At 59.6% G+C, this 20,097-nt stretch carries 25 protein-coding genes; 9 read left to right on the top strand and 16 right to left on the bottom strand.

All coding sequences use genetic code 11. The features are described 5' to 3' along the window. Positions 1 to 5 precede the first annotated feature (5 nt). Together ACSOSP_RS36770 and ACSOSP_RS36765 are read right to left on the bottom strand one after the other, a co-directional pair. Entirely contained in the window at positions 6 to 680 is a 675-nt protein-coding gene (locus tag ACSOSP_RS36770) for an alpha/beta hydrolase (protein ID WP_455313937.1), read from the bottom strand. A gap of 30 nt (positions 681 to 710) precedes the next feature. Further along, a complete protein-coding gene (locus tag ACSOSP_RS36765) occupies positions 711 to 1,100 on the bottom strand; it encodes an MAPEG family protein (protein ID WP_455313936.1) in 390 nt (129 codons plus the stop codon). A gap of 88 nt (positions 1,101 to 1,188) precedes the next feature. Between ACSOSP_RS36765 and ACSOSP_RS36760 the strand changes: the two genes are divergently transcribed. Beyond that, positions 1,189 to 1,587, top strand: coding sequence for a PPC domain-containing DNA-binding protein (locus ACSOSP_RS36760; protein WP_455313935.1), 399 nt, complete (start codon positions 1,189 to 1,191; stop codon positions 1,585 to 1,587). Here the strand turns inward: ACSOSP_RS36760 and ACSOSP_RS36755 are convergent. The 4 genes from ACSOSP_RS36755 to ACSOSP_RS36740 form a co-directional block, all read right to left on the bottom strand. Further along, positions 1,578 to 2,417, bottom strand: coding sequence for a phosphatase PAP2 family protein (locus ACSOSP_RS36755; RefSeq protein WP_455313934.1), 840 nt, complete (start codon positions 2,415 to 2,417; stop codon positions 1,578 to 1,580). The genes ACSOSP_RS36760 and ACSOSP_RS36755 overlap by 10 nt on opposite strands. Beyond that, positions 2,414 to 3,268 (bottom strand): metallophosphoesterase family protein, encoded by an 855-nt coding sequence (locus ACSOSP_RS36750; RefSeq protein ID WP_455313933.1) that lies wholly within the window; start codon positions 3,266 to 3,268, stop codon positions 2,414 to 2,416. Before ACSOSP_RS36750 ends, ACSOSP_RS36755 begins: the two co-directional genes overlap by 4 nt. Continuing rightward, complete coding sequence (locus ACSOSP_RS36745) at positions 3,265 to 4,275, bottom strand: diacylglycerol/lipid kinase family protein (protein WP_455313932.1); 1,011 nt, start codon at positions 4,273 to 4,275, stop codon at positions 3,265 to 3,267. Before ACSOSP_RS36745 ends, ACSOSP_RS36750 begins: the two co-directional genes overlap by 4 nt. A 270-nt stretch (positions 4,276 to 4,545) precedes the next feature. Continuing rightward, positions 4,546 to 4,986: a CBS domain-containing protein gene (locus ACSOSP_RS36740; RefSeq protein ID WP_089160034.1), complete on the bottom strand. Its 441-nt coding sequence runs from the start codon at positions 4,984 to 4,986 to the stop codon at positions 4,546 to 4,548. A 403-nt stretch (positions 4,987 to 5,389) separates the two neighbouring features. Here ACSOSP_RS36740 and ACSOSP_RS36735 point away from each other — a divergent pair, with 403 nt between their 5' ends. Then, entirely contained in the window at positions 5,390 to 6,352 is a 963-nt protein-coding gene (locus ACSOSP_RS36735) for a chemotaxis protein (RefSeq protein ID WP_455313931.1), read from the top strand. 172 nt (positions 6,353 to 6,524) lie between these two features. On the opposite strand, the gene ACSOSP_RS36730 is transcribed toward ACSOSP_RS36735, so the two are convergent. From ACSOSP_RS36730 to ACSOSP_RS36720, 3 genes are all read right to left on the bottom strand, one after another. After that, positions 6,525 to 6,791: a hypothetical protein gene (locus ACSOSP_RS36730; protein ID WP_455313930.1), complete on the bottom strand. Its 267-nt coding sequence runs from the start codon at positions 6,789 to 6,791 to the stop codon at positions 6,525 to 6,527. Between the two features lie 329 nt (positions 6,792 to 7,120). Next, the gene (locus ACSOSP_RS36725; protein ID WP_455313929.1) at positions 7,121 to 7,558 is read right to left on the bottom strand and encodes a response regulator; all 438 of its coding nucleotides are present in this window, start codon (positions 7,556 to 7,558) and stop codon (positions 7,121 to 7,123) included. Between the two features lie 178 nt (positions 7,559 to 7,736). Continuing rightward, positions 7,737 to 8,069: a hypothetical protein gene (locus tag ACSOSP_RS36720; RefSeq protein ID WP_455313928.1), complete on the bottom strand. Its 333-nt coding sequence runs from the start codon at positions 8,067 to 8,069 to the stop codon at positions 7,737 to 7,739. A gap of 226 nt (positions 8,070 to 8,295) precedes the next feature. Here ACSOSP_RS36720 and ACSOSP_RS36715 point away from each other — a divergent pair, with 226 nt between their 5' ends. After that, on the top strand, positions 8,296 to 9,321 hold the full coding sequence (locus ACSOSP_RS36715; RefSeq protein WP_455313927.1) for a transporter: 1,026 nt from the start codon (positions 8,296 to 8,298) through the stop codon (positions 9,319 to 9,321). Positions 9,322 to 9,355: 34 nt separating this feature from the next. Here the strand turns inward: ACSOSP_RS36715 and ACSOSP_RS36710 are convergent, their stop codons facing one another. Continuing rightward, the gene (locus ACSOSP_RS36710; protein ID WP_031360935.1) at positions 9,356 to 9,823 is read right to left on the bottom strand and encodes a nuclear transport factor 2 family protein; all 468 of its coding nucleotides are present in this window, start codon (positions 9,821 to 9,823) and stop codon (positions 9,356 to 9,358) included. A gap of 135 nt (positions 9,824 to 9,958) precedes the next feature. Between ACSOSP_RS36710 and ACSOSP_RS36705 the strand changes: the two genes are divergently transcribed. Beyond that, on the top strand, positions 9,959 to 10,543 hold the full coding sequence (locus ACSOSP_RS36705; RefSeq protein ID WP_455313926.1) for a TetR/AcrR family transcriptional regulator: 585 nt from the start codon (positions 9,959 to 9,961) through the stop codon (positions 10,541 to 10,543). A gap of 115 nt (positions 10,544 to 10,658) precedes the next feature. On the opposite strand, the gene ACSOSP_RS36700 is transcribed toward ACSOSP_RS36705, so the two are convergent. Beyond that, on the bottom strand, positions 10,659 to 11,147 hold the full coding sequence (locus ACSOSP_RS36700; protein WP_455313925.1) for an RcnB family protein: 489 nt from the start codon (positions 11,145 to 11,147) through the stop codon (positions 10,659 to 10,661). Positions 11,148 to 11,494: 347 nt separating this feature from the next. On the opposite strand from ACSOSP_RS36700, the gene ACSOSP_RS36695 reads away from it, so the two are divergent. After that, complete coding sequence (locus ACSOSP_RS36695) at positions 11,495 to 11,971, top strand: DUF3331 domain-containing protein (protein ID WP_455313924.1); 477 nt, start codon at positions 11,495 to 11,497, stop codon at positions 11,969 to 11,971. Between the two features lie 499 nt (positions 11,972 to 12,470). After that, entirely contained in the window at positions 12,471 to 12,671 is a 201-nt protein-coding gene (locus ACSOSP_RS36690; RefSeq protein ID WP_455313923.1) for a hypothetical protein, read from the top strand. Between the two features lie 114 nt (positions 12,672 to 12,785). On the opposite strand, the gene ACSOSP_RS36685 is transcribed toward ACSOSP_RS36690, so the two are convergent. Genes ACSOSP_RS36685 through ACSOSP_RS36675 form a run of 3 tightly spaced genes read right to left on the bottom strand, consistent with a single transcriptional unit; the run spans position 12,786 to position 14,998 of the window. Next, positions 12,786 to 13,301, bottom strand: coding sequence for a cupin domain-containing protein (locus ACSOSP_RS36685; protein ID WP_455313922.1), 516 nt, complete (start codon positions 13,299 to 13,301; stop codon positions 12,786 to 12,788). Positions 13,302 to 13,313: 12 nt separating this feature from the next. Then, the gene (locus ACSOSP_RS36680) at positions 13,314 to 14,075 is read right to left on the bottom strand and encodes an ABC transporter permease (RefSeq protein WP_031360929.1); all 762 of its coding nucleotides are present in this window, start codon (positions 14,073 to 14,075) and stop codon (positions 13,314 to 13,316) included. Continuing rightward, complete coding sequence (locus ACSOSP_RS36675; protein ID WP_455313921.1) at positions 14,072 to 14,998, bottom strand: ABC transporter ATP-binding protein; 927 nt, start codon at positions 14,996 to 14,998, stop codon at positions 14,072 to 14,074. Before ACSOSP_RS36675 ends, ACSOSP_RS36680 begins: the two co-directional genes overlap by 4 nt. Before the next feature lie 149 nt (positions 14,999 to 15,147). Here ACSOSP_RS36675 and ACSOSP_RS36670 point away from each other — a divergent pair, with 149 nt between their 5' ends. The 3 genes from ACSOSP_RS36670 (at position 15,148) to ACSOSP_RS36660 (ending at position 17,338) form a co-directional block, all read left to right on the top strand. Next, a complete protein-coding gene (locus ACSOSP_RS36670) occupies positions 15,148 to 15,576 on the top strand; it encodes a DUF1810 domain-containing protein (RefSeq protein WP_455313920.1) in 429 nt (142 codons plus the stop codon). Positions 15,577 to 15,831: 255 nt separating this feature from the next. Further along, entirely contained in the window at positions 15,832 to 16,800 is a 969-nt protein-coding gene (panS, locus tag ACSOSP_RS36665) for a ketopantoate/pantoate/pantothenate transporter PanS (RefSeq protein WP_455313919.1), read from the top strand. Between the two features lie 271 nt (positions 16,801 to 17,071). Then, positions 17,072 to 17,338: a cupin domain-containing protein gene (locus ACSOSP_RS36660; RefSeq protein ID WP_455313918.1), complete on the top strand. Its 267-nt coding sequence runs from the start codon at positions 17,072 to 17,074 to the stop codon at positions 17,336 to 17,338. 95 nt (positions 17,339 to 17,433) lie between these two features. On the opposite strand, the gene oxlT is transcribed toward ACSOSP_RS36660, so the two are convergent. Together oxlT and nhaR are read right to left on the bottom strand one after the other, a co-directional pair. After that, the gene (gene oxlT / locus ACSOSP_RS36655) at positions 17,434 to 18,738 is read right to left on the bottom strand and encodes an oxalate/formate MFS antiporter (RefSeq protein WP_455313917.1); all 1,305 of its coding nucleotides are present in this window, start codon (positions 18,736 to 18,738) and stop codon (positions 17,434 to 17,436) included. A 334-nt stretch (positions 18,739 to 19,072) separates the two neighbouring features. Further along, positions 19,073 to 19,966 (bottom strand): transcriptional activator NhaR, encoded by an 894-nt coding sequence (nhaR, locus tag ACSOSP_RS36650; protein ID WP_455315349.1) that lies wholly within the window; start codon positions 19,964 to 19,966, stop codon positions 19,073 to 19,075. Positions 19,967 to 20,097: the final 131 nt, after the last annotated feature.

Here is a 20,097-nt window from a genome sequence, read left to right as displayed (position 1 = left end):
GCGCTTTAAGCGGCGAGCCTTGCGCCCAGCCACACGCACAAGGCCTCGACCTCTTCGGCACAGACCGAGTGCGGCATCGGATAGGTATGCCATTCCAGCTTGCAACCGTGCGCGAGCGCGAAGTCGCGGCCTTGAGTGGCCAGTTCAATCGATAGCACCGGGTCTTGCGTGCCATGGGCCGCGAAGATAGGCGTATCGCGATTCGCTTCGCTGAACGCAGCATCGATCAATCCAGGCGACGGCACGTAGCCGGACAACACAATCAGTCCCGCCAGTTTCTCGGGATGCGTGAGCCCCGCCGTGTAGGTCATGGCTCCCCCTTGCGAAAACCCCGCCAGGAAGATCTTCGAGGTCGGAATACCACGCTCGTTCTCCCGCGCGATCAGTGCGCGAATTCGTTCGCACGATGCCTTCAACCCGGCTTCATCGACCCGGCGGTTCACGCCTTCGAACGACAGGATGTCGTACCACGCGCGCATCACATAACCGTTGTTGCCGGTAACCGGCATTTCGGTGGCGTTCGGAAAAACGAAACGCACGGCGGGCAGATCGCCCAGACGCAGCTCGGGCACCAGCGGGATGAAGTCGTTGGCGTCGGCTCCCAGCCCGTGCATCAGGATCACGGCGAACTCGGGATTCGGCGCGGTTTCCACGTCGATGGTGGTGAGCAAAGCGGTCATTGACTGGACTCCGGTTTCAGATGATCGGGTTTAGATGATAGGGACAAGAACAAGAATGATGCCGAAAAGCGAGACCATCCATACCAGCGAGCGCAGGAACGGAATCCCTGCCGCATACAAAGGCAGGTAGATCACCCGCGCGACAATGTACATCCACGCGCCGTAAAGGGTCAGCGTGCCTTCGCGGCCGGCCATGTGCGCGATCAGGATGGCGATGGCGAACACGGGCAAGGTCTCGAACAAATTGTTCTGGGCACGCATCAGACGACCGGTCACCTTGCCGACCGGCGGCCCCGGCTGGTCGCGAGGTCCGCCGTTATGTCCCAGGCCAGTCTCGCGGCTGCGCACCACCGACGGCAGCAGCACCTGAATGAGGGCAAGCACAAGCGCCCAGGCGAGGATATGAAGTTCTGTTGTCATGGGAAATGTCAGTTGAATTTGGGAGCGTTGCGCGAAACCGGAATCATCATGCCATCATTGAGTCTCCAAATAGCCCTGGGGTTCACTCATGCAAACACTTCCCGTGCGCCTGGTCCCCGGCGACGACCTGCGTGCCGCGCTTGAGACAATCGCGCGAGACCAGGCCATTGGCGCCGCGTTCGTGATGCAGGGCATCGGCAGCCTGAGCGTGGCGAACCTGCGTTACGCGGGTCTCGACCAGCCGACCCGCCTTGACGGCGACCTCGAAATCCTGACGCTGGCCGGCTCACTTTGCGCCGATGGCGCGCATCTTCACATGGCCGTCTCGAATGCCGGGGGCCGCGTGGTCGGCGGCCATGTATCGCCGGGATGCATCGTGCGGACGACAGCGGAAATCCTGATCGTTTGTCTCGCCGGCGTGCGCTTCTCACGCGAGCTGGATCCACGGACCGGCTTTCCCGAACTGTCGATACACCCTCAGGACTGACGCCTGGGCCTCGACCTCGGCCAGTATCTTCGCGCCAGTTCGATGCTCAAGATGCACGCCACCAGCCAGACCGTTCCCAGCGCAAAGCCCGCCAGCACGTCGCTCGCGAAATGCACGCGCAGGAATACGCGGCTGCTCGCCGTGGTGACCGCTATCAGCGTGGCCGCCACGATCACGGGCAAGCGCCAGCCGTCCGGCAAGACCCGCACGAGCACATACGCGATGATGCCGTAGGTGACGAGCGACCCCGATGAATGGCCGCTCGGGAAACTCCATCCGCTGGCGGTGGCGATCGATGGATCATGCACCGGCCGCACGCGTTCGAAGATGTGTTTGATGATGGTGTTTAGCAGGCCGTTGCCGGCTATCGCGAATGTGAAGCCAATCGCAAGCGCGTAGCGTCGCCGTATGGTCAGCGCCGCTGCGCCGAGCACGCACCAGACGGCGAGCACCCATGCATCGCCCAGATGCGTGACCAGCGCGAACGTGCGGACCACGTCGATTGGAACCGCGCTCGCAATGCCGTCGGCAAAGGCCTGGTCCAGCCGGCCGAGGGTCTCGCCCGCGCCAATTTCAGCGGCGATCGCGGCGAACAAGGCAGCCGCGCCGACGATGATGGCGAAGCTTGCCGTTAAGTTAACAACCAGCAAGACCTTGGGCGACAGGCCGCCGTTTTCCCGCGGCACGCCGTACCTTTGAACGAGCTGCCACGCGCTCAGCACCGTGGCCATCGCAAGAATCAGGGACACCGCAAACACCATCAGTGCATGCTCACCGGCACCATGCGCTATCTCAAACAAGCCGGTGTACCCTCCATCGATCTGTTTCATGACAGCGTCGCAAATGGAGTCTTGAGTGACTCGCTATGCAGGTCGAGTTCGTGCTGCATATCGGGTTCAAACGATGCGCTCGCTCTATTGAAATCCCAGCGCACAACCGTTGCACGGCGTTTGCCGATGGTGGACGCATCGAAGTCAATCACGTTCACCGAATTGGGCACACGCCCGCGCACCCGCGAAGACAACGCGGTTCCCGCCTGGACGGCCCACATCCGGCGCGGCAAGTTTTTGTACGCCACGTGCAGCGGCGTCACATACGGCAGATGAATATGACCTCCCAATATCAGGTCAACGCCCGCTTGCGACCAGCGTTCAATTGCATGTTCACGGCCGTGCAGCAGGTTCCTGATGTCGTTGGCGCGCGCCGCCACCACCGGCTGATGCGTGACGACAATCCGTAACTGAAGCGGCGTCGCACCGCCGAGAAACCGGACCACGCGCTCCACCTGCTTCGCCGATATTTCGCCATCCTTACGACGATACGCCCTCGTAGTATTCACACCGATCACCAGCAACTCGGCCGATTCGAACACGGGTTCGAGATCGTCTCCGAACACACGCTGGTAATTGGCATACGGATGTGCAATACGTGCGAAGAGGTTGTACAGCGGAATGTCATGATTGCCGGGCACGACCACACAAGGCGCTGCACCAATTGCATCGATTGCATCGACGAACGCCCGCGCCGCGCTGAATTGTGCGCGCCTCGCGCGCTGGGTAATGTCGCCGGACATGACAACGAGATCGGGCTGCAGCGCATTCGCAAGACGCAGCAACGCTGCCACGACCGGCGGTTGTTCGGTGCCAAAGTGGGGATCTGAGATCTGGAGCAGCAGGGTCATGAGCGATTGGCGTTGGCCACGTCGGCCTCGGGCTTGAGCAGGAACAGCGGCTCCGCGGCAACGCGAAATTCGAGCGGCATGGTGATCCAGTTTATCTCGCCATCGGTCGCGACCTTGACGGGTCGGTGACGTTTGGACGGATGCGTTACCGTGATGCGCTTGAACGCGAAGCTGATCACGTTGTCCGCCTCGCTCATCCGGCCTGCCGCTCCCCGCAGCGTGAGACCAAGTTGCGCAAGGCGTCCGATAATGCGCGGCGCGATTGCGGCGAGCAAACCGCGTTCCAGTTGCGGCGCTTGCGGCATGCCGATTTGTTCAAGCTGCAAGCGATTGTTGCCGACAAAGAGCGTTGATGTCCGGACCTCAAGCATTGTGCCATCGTGCTCAATATGAAGGTGCAAATAACGGTGCGCCCGCAGGAGCGTCACAGCCGCTGACCAAAGCGCGATCAGGCGGCTGCGGCCGAACTGCCGCTTGTATATCTCGCGGTCTTCCAGCAGCTTCGGATATAAGCCGAGACTCGCATTGACGAGAAACATGCGCTCGTTCACAAAGCCGACCTGGACGGGAAACGCTCGCGCGTTGAGCAGGAGAGCAATGGACTTTGCCGGGTCCGCGGGGATGCCGTGGTCGCGGCTGAAGTAATTGAATGTGCCGCGCGGCAGCACCCCGAACGCGCAGCCGCTGCCGAGCACCGCTTGCGCCACCGCGCACAACGTCCCGTCGCCACCCGCACCAACCACCACGGCGTTTTGCGCTTTTGCATCGCGTACTGCCTGGTGCGTGATATCGGCGAGCTGGGAAGGTTGCTCGACCAGCCGAACATCAAACTGGCGCCCGGCCGCGCCCAGCGTTTCTTTGAGCGCGGCGTGTGTTTCGTCGCTTTGCTTGCGTCCTGAACCCGCATTCATCACGATAATAAAGGCTGCATCTGCAGCGATGACGCGCGGCACAGGGTCAGCGAGACGGGTAACCGAAGGTGACGTGGAAAGTTCCGGGGGCGTCATGAATGGCGCTCCTACAAGGTCAGGGCCGAGTGCAACTCGGCGAGGCTATAGGCGCCCTGAATCAAGGCCTGAATGTTGCGCCTGATAATTATAACAATTAGCTTACAGCGAAATTAGTCGAACGAAACTGCCGAGGTGGTCCTGACGGAAGGAAGGCGGAGTACACGAGCGAGGCAACACGAACTGCGTGAGCACGATGCACACGCAGCGGCAACAACAATAAAACACAGCGCGGCGTCTTCACGCCGCGCTGCACACCTCCCGGGCAAGCTACATGTGCTCGCCTCGTATATATCCCTCGAGCTGATGAATCGTGAGTTGCTGCTCGGAGATGATATTCGCCACCAGATCGCCGATAGAAATCATGCCCACCAGCTTTTCGCCATCGATCACCGGCAAGTGCCGCATGCGGCGCTCGGTCATGAGCGCCATGCAGTCGTCAGTGGTCTGGTCGGGCCGCACGAACCGCACTTGCGATGTCATGATTTCGCGCACGGGAGTCTGCCGCGAAACACGGTCCATCAGCACGACTTTGCGCGCATAGTCGCGCTCGGTCATGATGCCGACGATCGCTTCGCCGTGGGTCACGATCAATGCGCCAATGTGCTTCTCCGCCATCATCGCGATGGCCTCGTAGACCGACGCCGTATCGGCGATCGTGAAGATGGTGTGATCGGGTTTCGAGTTAAGAACTTGTGCGACTGTTGCCATCGAACGCCTCCGTTGAACCGCGCGACGCCTGCCGGCTGGCGGGCGTTTCATGACTGGATAGCTGGCGCCCTGAACCCCGCATGACGGCTGTCACTGACAGCCGCCGACAGCCCGCCGTGATGAATCATTCGCTTTGCATCCAGCGCCTGACATCCACTTTCTTTCATTCATATTACCCAGCCCATTCGAAAAGTATAGGCCAGAGACCTGCTCCGTGACTTCTGGAAAACACTGCTTTTTACGCGTCCGAGGGTCTATCCCGATGCTGCCGCACGCGCTACTTGACGGCCACGAAACAGTCGCGTCACAAAGCGTCGAAAAGTGCTTCAGTTTCTGCGCGCCGCGCCGCTAATCAGGAACCGGCTATTTAGACGCACGGCATTAATCAATCAGGAGAACCACCTTGAGCAGTTCACAACACGACATCGAACAGCGGGTTCGGCTCGCGGGCAATAACATGTTCGAACTGCTCCTGTTTCGCCTGGGCGAAGCGCCGGACTCCGAACAACGCGAGCTTTACGGCATCAACGTGTTCAAGGTGCGCGAGATTCTCGCGATGCCGCCGATCACCGTGGTCGCCGGGGCAAACCCGGAGATCCTTGGCGTTGCCGACATCCGCGGCCAGATCATCCCCGTGATCGATCTGGCGCAGGTCACGGGCTGCAAGCCGAAGAACGGTCTCAAGATCCTGCTGGTCACCGAATTCGCGCGCACGACACAAGGGTTTGCCGTCGAGGAAGTCGATGACATCGTGCGGCTGGAGTGGAATCAGGTTTTGTCTGCGGAGTCGCATTCGAGCGGGCGGACGGTGACGAGTTTCGCGCGCCTCGACGGCAACGTGGATGGCTCGCGACTCGCGCAAGTGCTCGACGTCGAACAGATCCTGCGCGACGTGCTGCCATCGACGCAAGTGGACATCAATGAAGAAAGCACCGGCCGGCTGGTTCTGAAGCCCGGCACCAAGGTGCTCGCCGCCGACGACTCCGGCGTCGCGCGCAGCCTGATCGAACAAAGCCTGACCGCGATGGGCGTGTCGTTCATCATGACCAAGAGCGGCCAGGAAGCGTGGAACGTGCTGGAAGACTTGCAGAGCAAGGCGGAAAAACACGGCCGCTGTGCCGCAGACGAAATTGCACTGGTGCTGACCGACCTCGAAATGCCCGAAATGGACGGATTCACGCTGACACGCCGTATCAAGGCGAACGCCGGCATGCAGGCCATTCCGGTCGTGATTCACTCCTCGTTGTCCGGGTCGGCCAATGAGGAGCACGTGCGCAAGGTGGGCGCGAACGCTTACGTGGCCAAGTTTGCCGCAGGAGAACTGGCGACGGTGATGCGCGACGCGCTCAAGATGACAGGCACCTGAAGCGGTCGTTGTTCATATAATTCTTTGCGCAGAAACACAAACACCCGCTGAACGAAAGTTCAGCGGGTGTTTGTGTTTCTGCGTTTCGGTACTAAGCAGCCGTCAAGCTTGGCGCGATCACGGCGACAGACCTTGTGCCGCCCGTGCGCGTAGGAGCTTGAGAGCGACTAAATTACTGGCCGAAGAAAACAGATTGCGGGTTGGTGCTGCGGTCGCGGCTCGAACCCGATTGCGACACGGTGTTGCGTGCGCCACCGTAGGCATTCGCATCAGCGTTATTTTGTGCAGCGATGGTTTGCGTGTTGATGCCTTGTTGCGAAACCGGAGCGCCAACCGACGGGCGATACGACGGTGCCGGGCCGTAGCCGCTGGCAAATGCCGGAACAGCGATAGAAGCAGTAGCGGCGACGAGTAACGCTGCGAGAAGATTCTTTTTCATGGTGAGCTCCGATATAGGTTCGTTGGACTTTCAACTGGTTCAGAAGACGTTGCAGCGCTCAAACTTTGTTTCCGCAGCTGCTTCGTCGATGAAATGCAGTGTATACCCCTACTATCGGTTTTTTATCCCCATAAACTTCAATACACTTTTCGGGATACGCCAATAATCGGAGACCGTCCGGAGCGGGGAAAATCGACGCGAGCGAGGCAGGAAAAGGCTCACCCGGAAGTTGAGGTAAGAAAGATTTTTAAGGGCCGTACCCCGACGAAACCAGGAAATTTCGATGGGATGCTCATTGCCGCGATAAAACTGTCGCGGCGAACGTTCGTTCAGTGAACCTGCACCAGCCGGCTGATCAGCTCGACCAGGACGCCGGGCGCATTTCCCTTCTGGCAATAGCCGTCGAAGCCCGCATGGACGCCTTTCGAGCGCACGTAGTCCTCGCCGAGCGCCGTAAAAGCAATGATTCCAGCGTTGCGGGTAGGAGAAATCCGGCGCAGCACGCGCGCGGTCGCAAAGCCATCGTGCTCCGGCATGCTGATATCGAGAATCACGACGTGCGGCACCCAGCCGTCAATAGCATGCAGCGCGTCAACGCCGCTCAGCACATAGCGCGCGTCACAACCGTCCGCGCTCAGCGCCGCAGCAAGGCCTTCGGCGCTTGCCGCGTTATCGTCGACAACCAGGATTCGCCAGCGCTCGGCGTCGGCTTCGACATTCCGATCGGTCCATAACACGCAGCTTGAAGTAGAGGAGACTGAAACCATGACCGCTCAGATTTATGCATGTGCAGCAAAGGCAGCATTTTCCGCGCCAAGCTGCTGATTTGATGCGAGCGATTTGTGCCGCCGTGATGAAAAAACCGCCAGACCCCTTGTCCGATAAAGCCAGACGGGCTTGAAACCGGCGCCGTTCAGACTCCACGACTGGCCGGCCAAACTGGCTTCAGGTTTTGGCTTTGGCTTTTTTGCCGGAAGATTCGTCCGTCGAACGTAGTTTTGCGTTCGCGGACACCAACAGATTTGCATCGACCTGACGGACCGCCTGTTCAAGCCCGTCCAGCGCGTCGCGCAAGCTGCGCTTTTGAGCCTTGTTCAGCTGTTGTGGACCCGACTCCTCTACCAGCTTCGCTTCTTTTTCCAGCCGTTTGAGCAATTTGGCTCCCAGACGGCTGTCGATGGCTTGTTCGCCCAGCAATTCGACGATGCTCGTCGCGAGCCGCGTCAGTCCGTCTGCCGTGGTTTGCGTAGGTTCGTCCTGCTCGACGCGATCTTCCATGTGTGTTTCCCCGATGACGCGAAAAGGGTCGGGCTGCGCCCGACGGCCCTCTTGCACCGCGCGAGTCTACCCATAGGGCGTGACAACCATAAGTACTTTATGTGTCACGCGGCATTTGCCCAACAATAACGCAATTCCGGTGAACGTTGCTTGATTCGAAATGTGCGGGAGGGACAATTGAAAGCCGAATAGCCTTTCAATTGCCGTTGCGGATGACCGAATCATCATGAACGAATCACTAGCCACCGCCCAACCGTACGCTTCCGATTTCTCCGGCATCGTGTGCGGCTTTCGTTTCGCGCCGGACGCGCCCGGCGTAGCCATCGACTCAGTGGGTGCGCTCGAGTGGCTGGCGCAATCCGGTCATGCGTCAGACGATTTCGTGTGGCTGCATTTCGACCTCGCGAACAGCGCCAGCGAACGCTGGATGCGCACGCAACTCGATCTGCCGGACGCCTTCTTCGAGAACCTGCGCGACGGCTCGCATTCCACTCGCATAGAACACCAGGACGGCGCGCTGCTCGCCGTGATCAACGACGTGATGTTCAACTTCGACATAACGCCGTCCGAAATCGCCACGCTATGGGTCTACACGCGCGAAAAGCTGCTCATCACGGCGCGGCTGAAACCGCTGCGCTCCATCGACACGCTGCGGGAATCGGTACGTAGTGGCGAGGTCTTCCGGTCCACCGCTGAACTGCTCATTCACCTGTTGCGCGACCAGGCAGACCTGCTCGTACAAATCGTCCGGCGCACGAGCATTGATATCGATGGAATAGAAGACCGTTTTCTTTCGATGCGCTCCCCCGCCACCCGCTCGGAACTCGGCGCGTCGCGACGTGTGCTGGTCAGGTTGCAGCGTTTGCTCGCGCCTGAACCGGGATCGATTTTCCGGCTGCTGGCGCGGCCGCCACGCTGGCTGGAAACACTCGACCTTCAGGATTTGCGCGACGCTACCGAGGAATTTTCGCTGGTGCTGGGCGATCTGGCGGGCCTGGTCGAACGCATCAAGCTGCTGCAGGAAGAGATCGCCGCGCGCATGGACGAGCAGAGCAATCGCACGCTCTTCACGCTGACGCTGGTCACCGTGCTGGCGCTGCCGATCAATATAGTCGCGGGGATTTTCGGCATGAACGTTGGGGGCGTGCCGCTCGCCGACAACAAGCACGGGTTCTGGCTGATGGTGGCGATCGTAGCGAGCTTCACGGTTCTCGCCGGATGGTGGGCCTTTTACCGGCGGCGAGGCAAATAGCACGCCGGCAATCACTCAACCTAGTCGGTTTCAATCAAAAACCCAGGTCGCTCAAGCCGGGATGGTCGTCGGGACGGCGGCCCAGCGGCCAGTGGTATTTGCGCTCGGATTCCTTGATCGGCAAGTCGTTGATGCTCGCGTGCCGATGCGTCATCAAGCCGGCTTCGTTGAATTCCCAGTTCTCATTGCCGTAGCTGCGAAACCAGTTTTTTGAATCATCGTGCCATTCGTAAGCGAAGCGCACCGCAATCCTCGATCCGGTGAACGCCCACAACTCCTTGATCAGCCGGTAGTCCAGTTCGCGCGCCCATTTACGCGCCAGGAACGCCTCCACGTCAGCACGTCCCGAGACGAACTCTGCACGGTTGCGCCAGCGAGTGTCTTCGCTATAGGCCAAGGCAACTCGCTTCGGGTCGCGTGAATTCCAGCCGTCTTCCGCGAGACGGACCTTTTGCCGGGCGGTGTCGGCATCGAATGGCGGGAATGGAGGTTTGCTTTCCATGGCGCTTCCTTTTGATCGTGGAGGGTTGGTTAGCCGACCATATAGCGTCGACCCAGAGGCTTATTCTTGAGTAGACAAGTCTGTCTACCGGCATACTCTAGCGCAAGGAGACAGACCTGTCTACAATGACTTCTTATGGACAATCATTCATCCGATACAGCGCTTTCGACAGACCTCCCGCCGGCCGAGCGCATTCTCGTGACGGCCCACGCGCTGTTCTATCGCGACGGTATTCGTGCGACCGGAATCGATCGAGTGATCGCGGAATCGGGCGTCGCGAAGAAGACGTTTTATCGCTACTATCCCGCGAAAAACGATCTGATCGTGGCGTTCCTGGAGTATAGGCACCACAACTGGATGACGTGGTTCGAAGACGCCGTGAAGCGGCATGGCGCAGACGCGGATGCGCTTGTGCCGGCGCTTGCGGAATGGTTCGAAAGCGATGAATATCGCGGCTGTGCGTTCATCAACGCGGTGGTGGAAGTAGGCGCGACCCTGCCCGAAGCGGTCGATATCTCACGACGTCACAAGCTGGATATGGCGGCAGTCATCAGGACGCTGCTGCCGGCTTCGTCGAGGACCGCGAAGGCCGATGCGCGAGCCTTGGCCATGGCGGTTGACGGGGCCATCGTGGGCGCGCAATTTGAAGAATCGCCTGACGTGACCTTGAAGTCGTTGGCGCGCGTCGTGAAAGCGATTACCGATACCGCCAAAGCGTAGGCGCGCTTTACTCAGAGTGCATAAAACAAGGCCGGGCCGAACTTGCGTTCGGCCCGGCCTTGTTGGCTTGATCCGCGGCTATGTTCGCTTCAGTAGCGTTGCGCGTTCAAAGAGTTTAATGCCCGTTGCTCAGCACGATCTGCGCGATAACCCCGGTCGCGATAGCCGCAAGCACGTAATCGCCGTTCACGCCCACCCAGTGGTAGCCGCGCGGAGGACGCTGCAATCCGTAGCCGTGGTAATCGTCGACCACATATTGACGATCACGGTAATCATTCGGCAAGCGGTCTCCACGATGCCAGTCATGCGGTCCTTCGCCACGCGGGCCGCCAGGGCCACCGTGTCCCGGACCGTTGTCCGCGTGCATTGGCTCCGGCGGACGGCCATTGTTGTGATTCTGCGCACCGGGTCCGCCTTGCGGGCCGTGATTCTGATTTTGGTTTTGATAGCCACCGCCGTTATGGCCTTGCATGGCGGAGCCGCCGGGGCGCTCTTGCTGTCCACCTTGATTACCCGGGCCGCCGGGGCCATTTTGGGCAAACGCCGTGGCTGTCAGACCCAGGCTTGTAAACAACACTGCAACTGCAATATGACTTTTCTTCACGAACACCTCGTTCAACGTTGTAAGTATCTGGCTAGTATCTCCCACGCAAGCCGCGTTCCACGGTCTGTCGCGGAATTTGACATCTTACGTAATGCATACAAACCGTCACAACGAAGTTCGCTTGGCACTCAAGGCGCCGGTCAAGCAGGCGCCACTATCGAACCCACTAAAACGTTCAATGAAGCGCATACCGCGTTGGCGCCGCACCGCAATATCGGGCAAAGCCTTATTGCATAACGCGTTGTTGTGATTATTCGCGCTAACAAGACAGTGTATTCACCTTAACGGTATTTATCCGAGCAGGCTGATTGCGTAAGTTCCACCATGAACCATGCCAGGAACGAACCATGACAGCGTTAGCGAGAAGCGCGGACCCGTGGCTGCAAACGGTCCGCTCATTGACAGCGACCCTCAACCGCGCGGCAGTACCTGCGCCGCAGCGAAAGGCCGTGCACCCGTTTTTAGAGCGGCTTTCGCGAGCGTGGGAGCGTGATCATCCCCGCGTCGCATCGCCTTCGCCGCAATCGCCGCGGCCGTTCCCTGAGGCTGTCGTGCGCGTGATCGAGCGGCCGAGCAGCGCGACGGCGATCGTATATTGGTCAGACGCAGCGACCTGCCACTATGGTTACCAGGGGTGGCGCGTGACCACGGCCACGTCTGACGGAGCCTGCGCACTCACCGGCGCACCCATTCATCGAGGCGACTCGGTGTATCGGCCGTCACAGCGCGACCCGAAACCACAGAACGCATCGGCGATGATTCTTGCGGCTTCCATGCCACAGGACGAGACCAGCGACGCCGATTTGCAGGATCAGCACGCCTGAAAGCATGGCCGAAGGCCGTTAATGGCCTGAAAGCACGACCGCATGATGCGGTCGTGCTTTCCGCCATGTGGAACAGCCGCGTTCAACACGCCGATTCTGAGAAACAGCTTTAACTATTTCCTCCGATGCCAATGGGCACGCGGATCAGCATGATTCCATGCTGATCCGGGCTGCGCGCCTCGCACATCCGACCGACTCTCCGGCGTGCCCCAACCTCCCCTCGCAAACGCTTGCGTGAAACGCAAGTTTCAAGCCCAAAGCCGTGTTGCATTGCTGATAATGCCGACATCATTTCATAAGCCAGAAGTACGAATCCCTCCTCGCGACGACATTAAACTGAAGAGCCGCGCTTTCATTGCACGGTGCGCAACACGGCCAGGGGCGGGTGGCCGCCCGCCATTCCCGTCGTGCACCGAAAAGCATCAAGCGTAGTAAATCTGTCATGGCAGTTCCGTAGCATTGAAGTCTCCCGCCGCTCCATCACTGCAAGGAGTTAATCGTGAAGAGTTATCAAGCGCAGCGCGTCGAAGCCAGAGACACTATCCGTTCAGGTGACACAGCTTACGAATCGCCGGCACGCCGCGAATCGCAAGAAGTGCGAGCAGCGGATCAGGACGTTTATGGCGATTCACTCGACATACCGCTGAACTATGGCGGCATGATGGACGCCGTCCGCGACGCAGTCAGGGCCAACCTATAAATAGAAGCATGAAAAAGCGGCGCCTCAGAAATGAGAGCGCCGCTTTTTTTTGTTCTGCTTGTTCTGCTTGTTCTGCTTTTACGTAGTGCACATCGTGCGCGTTGCGGGCCACGTTCAGCGCGTCGCGCCCACCGCCGGACCCAACCTCCCGATCACGGCCTCGTGCTGCGGATACGCTTTCGTCAACGCGGCCACATCGGCAAGTTCGAATTCGCTGAACTCGAAACCCGGCGCCACCGTGCAGCCCACCAGCGCGAACGTCGCCGGGTCGCCCGGGCCACATAACTCTGCCGCGAACCACTGCCCCGCCGGAACGACCGCCTGGAACACGGCGTCCTGATCTGTCAGCGCATTGCCCAGGCGATGCGTGAGCAACTGCCCGGCGGTATCGATGACGTGAACATCGATTGGCTCTCCTGCATAGAAATGCCAGACCTCGTCGGAGCGGATTCGATGCCATGCCGAATGCGCGCCATCGCAAAGCATGTAGTAGATCGCCGTCGATGCCGAGCGTGTTTCGCCGGGCGAAGCTTCGCGAACTACCCTGTCCTCGCCGCGAAACGTCTCACGAAAATAGCCGCCTTCAGGGTGCGGCTGGAGCCCGAACCGTTCGATCAGCACATCACGCATCGCCTACGCTCCTTATGCTTTCAGCCTGTAGCCCGTCTTGAAGATCCACGCCACCACGCCGATAAACACCGCGAGGAACACCAGCGTCATGATCAAACTGATCTCTACGCTGACATCCGCCGTGCCATAGAAACTCCAGCGAAAACCGCTGATCAGGTACACCACCGGATTGAACAGCGCGACGGCTTTCCAGAATGGCGGCAGGATATCGATGGAATAAAAACTCCCGCCGAGGAAAGTCAGCGGGGTAATGATCAACAGCGGTATGACCTGCAATTTCTCGAACCCGTCCGCCCAGATGCCAATGATGAATCCCAGCAAGCTGAACGTCACCGCCGTAAGCAGCAGGAACACGATCATCCAGAACGGGTGATCGACGTGCAAGGGCACGAACAGGCGCGCGGTCGCAAGAATGATGAGGCCGAGGATGATCGACTTGGTGGCGGCCGCGCCAACGTAGCTCAGCACGATCTCCAGATACGAGATTGGCGCCGACAACAGTTCGTAGATGGTCCCGGTGAACCTCGGAAAGTAGATGCCAAACGACGCGTTGGACACGCTCTGCGTGAGCAGCGACAACATCACGAGCCCCGGCACGATGAACGCGCCGTAACTCACGCCGTTCACTTCGGGAATGCGCGAGCCGATCGCGGCGCCGAACACGACGAAATACAGCGAGGTGGAGATCACCGGCGAGATGATGCTGCCCATGATGGTGCGCCAGGTGCGCGCCATTTCGAATACATAGATTGCGCGGACTGCATGGATATTCATTTTTTCTCTCCGACCAGGCTCACGAAAATATCTTCCAGCGAGCTTTGCGTCGTGTGCAGGTCCTTGAACTTGACGCCGTTATCGGCGAGGTCCTTGAGCAGCGTAATAATGCGGCCCGGTTCATCCTGCGCGTCGTAGGTGTAGGTCAGCTCACTCCCGTCGGCAGACAACTGAAGCCGGTAAGCACTCAGGCCGGCAGGAATGTGTTCGATCTCATCCTCCAGCTGCAGCGCGAGTTTCTTCTGCCCGAGCTTGCGCATCAGCTCGGCTTTTTCTTCGACCAGGATGATCTCGCCGCCGTTGATTACGCCAATCCGGTCGGCCATTTCCTCGGCTTCATCGATGTAATGCGTCGTCAGGATGATCGTCACGCCGCTCTCTTTCAGGCCGCGCACGAGATTCCACATGTCGCGGCGCAGTTCGACGTCAACGCCTGCGGTCGGCTCGTCCAGGAACAGGATTTCCGGTTCATGCGAGAGTGCCTTGGCAATCAGCACGCGGCGTTTCATGCCGCCGGACAGCGTGACCAGCTTGTTGTCCTTCTTGTCCCAGAGCGACAGCGACTTCAGCACCTTTTCTATGTGCGCCGGGTTCGGCGGCTTGCCGAACAGGCCGCGGCTGAACGAAACGGTCGCCCAGACAGACTCGAACGCGTCGGTGGTCAGCTCCTGCGGCACGAGGCCGATCATCGCGCGGGAGGCGCGGTAGTCGGAGATAATGCCGTGACCGTTGACCTTGACCGTGCCTTCCGTGGCATTCACGATGCCGCACACAATGCTGATCAGGGTCGTTTTACCGGCGCCGTTCGGCCCGAGCAGGGCGAAAATTTCGCCACGGCGAATGCTCAGCGTGACGTTTTTCAGCGCCTTGAAGCCGGACGCGTAGCTCTTCGACAGATTCGAAATTTCGATGATGTTTTGCATGGCCGTGAAGATATCAGAAAGCGGAATATCGTTCGCAAATGGCCGGGATTGGATTTGAGGCCGCGTGTGTGCATGGGCACGTACAGCGCCGGGAATGTCGTTTGCGGTTCGCTCGCCGGTGGTATTTTAGGAAGACCCCGGAGGCTCGCATGACTGATCCCGATCCTTTTGACTTGCAGCGTTTCATCGATGCGCAGGGTCCGGTGTTCCAGACCGTGACGACCGAGCTCGAGGCCGGCAAGAAACGCACGCACTGGATGTGGTTCGTGTTTCCGCAAATCCAGGGCCTGGGCCACAGCGAAATGGCGCGCCGGTACGCGATTTCATCGGTAGACGAGGCGCGGGCCTACCTCGCTCATCCCGTGCTCGGTGAGCGCTTGTTAATCCTCACACAAATCGTGAACGCGCTCGACGGGCGTTCGGTGGAGCAAATCTTCGGCTACCCCGATGACCTGAAATTCCATTCGTCGATGACCCTCTTCGCCCACGCCGCCAGCGACAAGGCGCCGTTCGAACTGGCGCTGAACACTTATTTCGGCGGCGAACCGGACGCGGGAACGGTCGCACGCCTAAAGTAAGCACCAAATCCGCTACGGCGGGTCTCTTCCGACGAAACGGTACAATTCGCGTCGACGCACATTCGCCGCCTGCCGGTCCCACAAGAACCCGCGACGGCTTGCGTCACTGGCCGCATTTATCGATGGCACGGTCAGCCAAGCCTGGAACACCCTTCTGCTCGCCTCGCTTTATCGCTATTTGCCCAGCGCCGCGTGCACTTCTGCATCCCGGCGCTCCGGGCGACGCCCTTATCAATCAGCCAGGATCGTCTCTCCATGCTTTCGCGCGTCACCCGCTTGTTCCCTCTTTGGGCCGTTCTCATTTCTGTCGTCGCCTACTTCTCGCCGGCAACGTTCACCGGCATCGCGCCGCACGTCACCCTGCTACTCACCATCATCATGTTCGCGATGGGCGTGACGCTTTCGTTTGCCGACTTCCGGCGTGTTTTCACCCGTCCGGCGCCGGTTATCGCGGGGATCGGGCTGCACTACCTCGTGATGCCGCTCGCGGCCTGGGCAATAGCAAAATTGCTGCGCATGCCGCCCGACCTGACCGCGGGCATGGTGCTGGTCGGCAGCGTCGCCAGCGGCACGGCGTCGAACGTGATGATCTATCTCGCGCGCGGCGACGTGGCGCTGTCCGTCACCATCAGCGCCCTGTCCACGCTGGTCGGCGTGTTCGCCACACCGCTGCTCACGCGCCTTTACGTGGATGCATCCATTGCCGTCGATGTCCACGGCATGCTCATGAGCATTCTCCAGATCGTCGCGTTGCCTATCGTGGCCGGCCTGATCATCAATCAGTTGTTCAACAAGACGGTGCGCGCAATCGAGCCCGTGTTGCCGATCATCTCCATGATCGCGATCCTGCTGATCATCTCGGCCGTGGTGGCGGGCACGCAGAAAAGCATTGCGTCGGTCGGCTTGCTGGTGATGCTCGGCGTGATCCTGCATAACGGCATCGGCCTGCTTGGCGGATATTGGGGCGGCCGCCTGCTTGGTTTCGATGAAGCCGTGTGCCGCACGCTTGCCATCGAGGTCGGCATGCAGAATTCAGGACTCGCCGCCACGCTTGGCAAGCTGTATTTCACGCCGATCGCAGCGCTTCCGGGTGCACTGTTTTCGGTGTGGCACAACTTGTCGGGATCATTGCTGGCAGGCTACTGGGCTGGGCGCCCCGCCAAGGGCTCGACGCATGAGCTTGAAGCGATGCAGGTGGCGCAGGGTTCGCGGCTGGAAAGCTGAGTTTGATTTTGGGGGCGATGCCCGTGCATGGCCCCTCGCTGTTTTCAACTACCCTCGCTGCAATCCCATCACCACCTCATCGGTCGACCGCACGCATCTGCGTCGCAAGCGTGTGCGCGCCACGGTCAGCCGGGTCATGGCGTCTCCTCGAACCAGGCGCTATCAGGCGCTTCGTGCGTCGTTCATCGAGCGTTGGGCATCCTCACCCTGCGCATCGCGGTTTCAACTTATATTAGTAGGTGACTACAGGCCGGCCAGAAGGGGAACGATCATGGAACGCGACGATTTCATTGAAATGCTCGCGCGCGAGGGTTTTCAGACCACCGTGCTGGTTGAGCGCGAAGCCGGCGCGTCTCTTGACGACCACGCGCATGCGTTTGAAGCCAAGGCGCTGATTCTGGAGGGTGAACTGACGCTGCGCGTCGCCGACAAAGACACGCGTTATCAGTCAGGCGACGTGTTTCATTTGAGGGCAAACGAAACGCATAGCGAGCGTTACGGTCCCGACGGCGTCTGCTATCTGGTGGGCAGGAAATAGCAATAGATAGCAGGACGGCCGGATGAACACCGGCCGTTCCTTCATCAGGAACGAACGAAGCCGGAGAACCCTCCGGCTTCGCCGCATCGCATGCGTCACTCCTTCACGATCGAAGCAAACGGCATGTCGCCAATAGCAGGTGCATGCTTCTGCTTGTGCGCTTGCCGCATCGGCTTGAGCACAAAGAGCGCCAGCAGCGCCGACGCAGCAGCCATCCCCGAAGCCAGCATGAAGACCGCGTGCCAACTGCCGGTCGCGGCCGTAATCACGCTGCTGAACGGCACCAGCAAGGCCGCCGTCCCCTTCGCCGTGTAGAGCAGTCCCGCATTCGTGGCGGCAAACTTTGGCCCGAATGTATCGCCGCATGTCGCGGGAAAGAGGCTGTAAATCTCACCCCAGGCGAAGAAGACAATACCCGTCAGCACGACGAACGCCACCGGACTCTGTCCATATTTCGACAGCAGCAAGATGCCGATTGCCTCAATCGCAAACGCCATGAACATGGTGTTCTCGCGGCCGATGCGATCCGAGATCCAGCCAAAGAAAGGCCGGGTCAAGCCATTGAGAACCCGGTCGATCGTCAACGCGAATGTGAGCGCCGGCAACGTCAGGCCAAGCAGCGAGACAGGCGAGTCATGCAGGCCGAAGTCCTTCGCGATAGGACCAAGCTGCGCTGTCGCCATCAAGCCGCCAGCGGCCATCATCACGAACATCAGGTACATCACCCAGAAGATCGGCGAGCTCACGACCTGCCTCGGCGTCGCGTTATAAACGGCGCTTTTCAACGCACTCTTGACCGATGCAAGCAGGCTTGCGGGCGGCGCATACAGCGCCATGCCGAGCAGGAATACCACCAGTCCCTGGCCCAGACCGAACCACAGGAACGTGGCTTCGTAGCCGCTGCTCTTGATCATGTGGGCGATCGGCACGACGGTGGCGGCCGATCCCGCGCCAAAGCCGGCGGCGGTGATACCGGCTGCCAGACCACGCCGAGTGGGGAACCACTTCAGCGCATTGCCCACGCAGGTGCCATACACGGCCCCCGCTCCGACGCCGCCCACGGCCGCCGCGAAATACAGCAACGGCAGCGACGAAGCCACCGAGTTGAGCGCCCAGGCGATCGCACAAAGCAGGCCGCCGGCGACGACAACCGGACGCGGGCCGTACTTGTCGACGAGATAACCTTCGATAGGAACCAGCCAGGTTTCCGTGACCACGAAGATCGTAAATGCCACTTGAATCGCCGCTCGGCCCCAGTGATGTTTATCATCGATCGGATTCACAAACAGGGTCCAGCCGTACTGCATATTCGCGATCATGGCCATGCAGATCACGCCAAACACGAGCTGCATCCATGGCGACGCTAGCCGCGACGCCCCTTCCTGGCGATTCGTTTCCATCACTGTCTCCTTGGCGTTTGCTGCCTTGTATTCGGGACGCCGGATGGACGTCTCCGTCATCGCCTGAACCGTGGTTTAGACGGCGATGGAATACACAATATGTAATATATCAAGTAAGTACAATGAAAGAATTGGCAGGGTTTTTACCAGATCGGGTTAATACTGAAAGAAATATGAAAGCGTTTTTCCGATTGTCCTGGCCGATAAAAAATGGCCCGCAGGCAAGCCTGGCGGGCCAAGACATGGTGCGTGACATGGCAGTCCGCAACACGTATGACAGTTATAGTTGAAAGTTAAGTGTAATGTAAGTCTTTTTCTTCACGGGTTCGTCCCATCACGCATTGAACAGTTCGCTGCGCGCCGTGCTCATGATCGACGCTATGGCGGGATGGCTGATCCGCCGTTCAATGGAGATGGCGAAGAACTCCTCAACGATCGTGTCGATGTGTCCAACCGCAATCAGACCGTGCTCTCGCTTGAGTTGTGCCGCGAGGACCGTCGGTGCAAACAGCACACCCCTTCCCTCACGGCCGAAAGCGAGCGTCAGCGCGCTGTCGTCGAACTCTCCTACAACGCGCGGCGAGATCATGCGCGACTTCAGCCAGTGATCGAGTTTCCTACGGACTGCTGATTCAATGCCGGGCAACAGCACCGGCATGTCGCTGAGCGATGCGGGAAAAACTTTTGCGGCGCGTGCCGCCAGGGCTTTGGACGCGAAGCAACTGAGCGTCGAACGGCCGAGCGAATGGTTGAACGCCTTGACGTTCACATCGGGCGGAATGGGTGCGTCGGCAATGATCAGGTCCAGCCTGTGCACAGCGAGTTGCGAAAGCAACGCATGCAGTTTGCCTTCGTGACAGATCAGCCGCAGTGAGTCGGACAGATTCAATGCGGGCTCGAGCAGTCGATAGGCCACGGTCTTCGGAACCGAATCCGCCACACCCACGCGCAGTTGCGCCCGCGCGGCTTCCTTCTCCTGCCTGACTGCGCTTTCCAGCTCGGCGCCGAGCGAGAAGATTTCATCGGCGTAGTCGAGTGCAAGCCGGCCCGCGTCCGTCAGTTCAAGGTTGCGGCCACTCTTTTTAAAGAGCTTTTTATTGAGCGCATCTTCAAGCAGCTTTATCTGGCCACTCAACGTTTGAGGGGTGATGTGCAACTGCGTGCCGGCACGCGCAATGCCGCCCGCATGCGCCGCGGCCCAGAAATAATACAAATGCTTGAAGTTCATCCACGCCTCCACGGCGATGCTTTCGGTGTCTGGATACATCGGTTTTTTCGATGTATCGGCGTCAAAAATACGAATTTTACATTATGCCTACATCCGATACATTGAGGCTTCGCTAGGGTGTTTGACGAAGG

It is taken from the genome of Caballeronia sp. KNU42 (assembly GCF_053760385.1).
The sequence above is the reverse complement of the archived record's forward strand: the minus strand, read 5'-3'. Positions and strand labels throughout refer to the sequence as shown.

Coding starts and splice junctions, on each gene's coding strand:
- ACSOSP_RS36770 (WP_455313937.1), bottom strand. CDS start 680: ATGACCGCTTTGCTCACCACCATCGACGTGGAAACCGCGCCGAATCCC.
- ACSOSP_RS36765 (WP_455313936.1), bottom strand. CDS start 1,100: ATGACAACAGAACTTCATATCCTCGCCTGGGCGCTTGTGCTTGCCCTC.
- ACSOSP_RS36760 (WP_455313935.1), top strand. CDS start 1,189: ATGCAAACACTTCCCGTGCGCCTGGTCCCCGGCGACGACCTGCGTGCC.
- ACSOSP_RS36755 (WP_455313934.1), bottom strand. CDS start 2,417: ATGAAACAGATCGATGGAGGGTACACCGGCTTGTTTGAGATAGCGCAT.
- ACSOSP_RS36750 (WP_455313933.1), bottom strand. CDS start 3,268: ATGACCCTGCTGCTCCAGATCTCAGATCCCCACTTTGGCACCGAACAA.
- ACSOSP_RS36745 (WP_455313932.1), bottom strand. CDS start 4,275: ATGACGCCCCCGGAACTTTCCACGTCACCTTCGGTTACCCGTCTCGCT.
- ACSOSP_RS36740 (WP_089160034.1), bottom strand. CDS start 4,986: ATGGCAACAGTCGCACAAGTTCTTAACTCGAAACCCGATCACACCATC.
- ACSOSP_RS36730 (WP_455313930.1), bottom strand. CDS start 6,791: ATGAAAAAGAATCTTCTCGCAGCGTTACTCGTCGCCGCTACTGCTTCT.
- ACSOSP_RS36725 (WP_455313929.1), bottom strand. CDS start 7,558: ATGGTTTCAGTCTCCTCTACTTCAAGCTGCGTGTTATGGACCGATCGG.
- ACSOSP_RS36720 (WP_455313928.1), bottom strand. CDS start 8,069: ATGGAAGATCGCGTCGAGCAGGACGAACCTACGCAAACCACGGCAGAC.
- ACSOSP_RS36715 (WP_455313927.1), top strand. CDS start 8,296: ATGAACGAATCACTAGCCACCGCCCAACCGTACGCTTCCGATTTCTCC.
- ACSOSP_RS36710 (WP_031360935.1), bottom strand. CDS start 9,823: ATGGAAAGCAAACCTCCATTCCCGCCATTCGATGCCGACACCGCCCGG.
- ACSOSP_RS36705 (WP_455313926.1), top strand. CDS start 9,959: ATGGACAATCATTCATCCGATACAGCGCTTTCGACAGACCTCCCGCCG.
- ACSOSP_RS36695 (WP_455313924.1), top strand. CDS start 11,495: ATGACAGCGTTAGCGAGAAGCGCGGACCCGTGGCTGCAAACGGTCCGC.
- ACSOSP_RS36685 (WP_455313922.1), bottom strand. CDS start 13,301: ATGCGTGATGTGCTGATCGAACGGTTCGGGCTCCAGCCGCACCCTGAA.
- ACSOSP_RS36680 (WP_031360929.1), bottom strand. CDS start 14,075: ATGAATATCCATGCAGTCCGCGCAATCTATGTATTCGAAATGGCGCGC.
- ACSOSP_RS36675 (WP_455313921.1), bottom strand. CDS start 14,998: ATGCAAAACATCATCGAAATTTCGAATCTGTCGAAGAGCTACGCGTCC.
- ACSOSP_RS36670 (WP_455313920.1), top strand. CDS start 15,148: ATGACTGATCCCGATCCTTTTGACTTGCAGCGTTTCATCGATGCGCAG.
- panS (WP_455313919.1), top strand. CDS start 15,832: ATGCTTTCGCGCGTCACCCGCTTGTTCCCTCTTTGGGCCGTTCTCATT.
- ACSOSP_RS36660 (WP_455313918.1), top strand. CDS start 17,072: ATGGAACGCGACGATTTCATTGAAATGCTCGCGCGCGAGGGTTTTCAG.
- oxlT (WP_455313917.1), bottom strand. CDS start 18,738: ATGGAAACGAATCGCCAGGAAGGGGCGTCGCGGCTAGCGTCGCCATGG.
- nhaR (WP_455315349.1), bottom strand. CDS start 19,966: ATGAACTTCAAGCATTTGTATTATTTCTGGGCCGCGGCGCATGCGGGC.